The 3173-nt window shown below is 57.4% G+C and carries 2 protein-coding genes and 1 pseudogene; all 3 read right to left on the bottom strand.

Annotation, left to right across the window (positions count from 1 at the left end; all coding sequences use genetic code 11):
* Positions 1–22: 22 nt before the first annotated feature.
* Complete coding sequence (locus tag ACR0P8_RS09115; RefSeq protein WP_432624760.1) at positions 23–910, bottom strand: conjugal transfer protein; 888 nt, start codon at positions 908–910, stop codon at positions 23–25.
* A gap of 223 nt (positions 911–1133) precedes the next feature.
* Positions 1134–2777 carry a sialate O-acetylesterase gene (locus ACR0P8_RS09110; protein ID WP_432624759.1) on the bottom strand — a complete coding sequence of 548 codons (1644 nt, stop codon included), beginning with the start codon at positions 2775–2777 and terminating at the stop codon, positions 1134–1136.
* Between the two features lie 203 nt (positions 2778–2980).
* Positions 2981–3173 (bottom strand): annotated as a pseudogene (locus ACR0P8_RS09105) (hypothetical protein); the annotation flags it as partial.

The raw sequence follows: 3173 nt of genomic DNA, 5'->3' as shown, positions 1-3173 counted from the left end.
TGTTCTTGGGTTTGATTTTCGCTCAGTCCTCACTGGTCTCACGCTTGTACTGCGCTAGCATCCTCACAGCGTAGGCAAGGCCGGCGAACAGCAGAACCGCGGCGCAGACAAGGGAGATGCCGATGCCGGTCTGCGCGAGCTGTCCGTATTCCGACTTGGTCAGCGCGCCCGTGGACGCGGCGGTCTGGTTATTGGAAGTGCCGGCCGTCGAAGAAGTAGCAGCGGAAGAACCATTGCCGTTTGCCGTGCCATTGTCGGCAATCGTCTGCACGGTGCCGTTGGAACCGGAAGCGGTATTGAAGGATCCGTTGGCGGAGCCGGCAGTGGTTGAACCGTTCTGCTGACCCGCCTTCGCGTTCGCTTCCTTCAGTGCCGCGATGAACGACTGATGCCACTGGTGGCTGCTGGCCACGAACGCATCATGCTGCGTCTTGAGCTCGTCGTGGGTTTCCTTCGCATCGGCGTGCAGCTGATTCAGATGCGCCTGGTTGTCCTGAATATCCTGATGCAGGGTGTCGTGACGTTCCTGCGCGCGCTTGGCCGCCGCGTCGAGCGCGTTCTTCACATCCTCGCGGTCTTGCACGTAATTCTTCCAAGCCTGCTCGTTGTAATGGCGGATCGCGTCGGCGTCCTCATGCGCGTTCTGATGCAGCTGCTTGATGTGATCCTTGGTGGTGTCGATATCCGACTTGATCTGCTGGTTCGTCTGATGCACGTGCTCGATGGTGTTGCAGGCCTTGTCGTTGCCGCAGATGCCCATATTGTCGTCGATGCGCTCGCTGATGGTGGTTCCGGACGCCAGTCCGTCCGTGGACGGTGCGATTTCATCGGCCGAAGCCATGGACGGCAATGCGACCATTCCAATGGTCAGAATTCCCGCTGCCGCTGCAGCTGCGATGCTTTTCCTCATGGCGATTCCTCTCTTGCTCGCGTACACCGCATTCGTGCGCGCCCGTACGTTTCGCATACTCGTATTCGTCTCATACGTCGCGTTCCGTGCGTTCCGTACGTCGCGTTCCGTACATGTCATATTCCGTATGCCATAGTAGGAGGGCGCGGCGCATGAATAAACCGGTGGGAGGAAGCGGTTTGTCTAGTTTTCGCGATTCGCCGGGGAAGGGACCGGCCAGCCGTTATTCGACGATGGCGATGAACGGGCTTGCCGGAAGATTGAGCTTGTTGTACAGCATGCTCGCGCACTTCGGGTTGCCACTGAACAGGTAGCGTACCTGGGTCATGCCGCCAAGGCTTGTGCCGTCAACTGCGGAGAGCTCCACCTGGTCGCCCTCGATGGTGGCGTCGACGGGCGTCCATTGTCCGGAATGGTCGGCGACCTCGAATCCCTGCAAATCCAATGTGGTGGGAGTGGCGATATTGCTGATGCCGTCAAGCGGGGTCGCTCCGGATTTTTTCGTATAGTCAGGAGCTTTCGCACCTGCGCTCTTCGTGTAATTCGGTTGCATGGCCTTCAAACCGTTCGCCGTACCCTTTTTGAAGGAAAGCGTGATCAAGCCGTCCGAGGTATGCCGCGCGCTTTCGAAAAGCGGTCCGTTGGGCACGTCGGCGCTGCCTTTCGAACCATCCTCCATCGCAAGATACTGCGCGGCCATGCGCGCGCCCAGAATATCCTTGCCGAGCGGATGGATTAATGCGGACGTGCCCTTGTCCGTATCCAGCGAAACCGTCATCGCAACATTCGACGCATTCCTCAGATTCGCATTGTCGAGCGCGGTCCGCTGCGCCTCGCGCACATTCTGCGTGTACTGGTAGCCCGGCCAACGTGCGAGCTGCACATATAGGAACTGCAGATCGCCACGCTCGAACACGGAACGATACTGGTTGATGAGCGCGGTCATCTGCGATTCATACTGCATGGCCGAAGCGGAATTCGCGGCATCGTCACAGCCCTGATACCACAGCACGCCCGCCACATGGAAACCCTTCAAAGGCGCGATATGGTTCGCATAGATGTCACCTCCGCGCACATGCCTTTTAATGCGCGTCCCGCCCCATGCGGTCTGGATGATGCCGATTGGCACATTCGGATGCTTCGCCCGCAACTGCATGGCGAACTGCTGAGCCAGATAGCTCAAATGCTGGGAATTCTCGGTATTGGCGTCCAACCATGCGTCGGCGTTCGCATTGACACTGCTGAGAGGGAAATCATCAGTTCCAATGGTGTGGGAAGCAACCACAAAACTCACATGCTTATCAACGAGAGGTTTCGGCAAATCGGTTTGCGACACCAAACCATTGCCAAAATTGTAGGCATTACCGGATCCCTCGTAATACTGCGCATGATTCAGCTCCATATTCGACTGGCCGGCTGCAACGAACACGTCACCCACATACACGTTCGTCAGCTCGGCCACCGTTTCGCCGGCATACCGCAATTGCAGAGAATATGGCTTGAGGCTCGCTTTCTGCGCCTTCAAAGTGCAGGTGAACGATCCTTTCTTATCGATCCGCGCAGTGGCGCTCGCGGACTTCCTGCCTTGGGAGAGCGTTGCGGACAGCTTCGACGCTTTGACGGGTTTGTCACTCTGCTCGGATGCGACGGTGCCTTTGACCACAATCGGCTGATTGCGCTGGAACACCATGTTCTCCATGTAGTAGGAGGGGAGGGTGACGGAAACGTCGGATGCGGTGTCCGTTTCGGCGACGGATGACGATTGGCCGTACGACGATTCGTGGGGCGAGCCATCGCCCCACTTGGGTCCGCAGCCGATGATGGCTGCGACGATCACCACCACGGTCACGGCAACGGCGAGTGCCACATGAAACAGTCGTTTTGCGTTCAATATTCCAGCTCCTCGGTCAGACGTTCGTTCAAGACATTCGTTCGGATATGGAACCATGCACAGAAGAGCCTACACTGACGGGAAGCTTTGTCGATCGCTGTGGCTGTTGTTCAAGCGGTTCGACGTGTGAGGATGAATGGCGATTTTCGGCTGGACGTCGTTCGAGGACGACGTTTCAATCATTCTTCGGTGGATTGATTCTCGTCCTGCTTGGTGCCGTATTGTTTCAGCGCCTGCTTGAATTTCTTGGCCTGCTTGTCGTATGCCGCGCGTGCGGTTTTTGCTTTTTTGGCGGTTGCCGACGGGTTGACCTTGCAGTCGAAGGAAGCCGGAGCCTTGACTTCCTCGTTGTAGACTTTGCTGAGCTTTTCC

The sequence above is a fragment of the Bifidobacterium sp. genome (assembly GCF_050874245.1).
GTDB lineage: Bacteria > Actinomycetota > Actinomycetes > Actinomycetales > Bifidobacteriaceae > Bifidobacterium.
This window is presented reverse-complemented; position numbering and strand designations above follow the sequence as displayed.

Coding starts and splice junctions, on each gene's coding strand:
- ACR0P8_RS09115 (WP_432624760.1), bottom strand. CDS start 910: ATGAGGAAAAGCATCGCAGCTGCAGCGGCAGCGGGAATTCTGACCATT.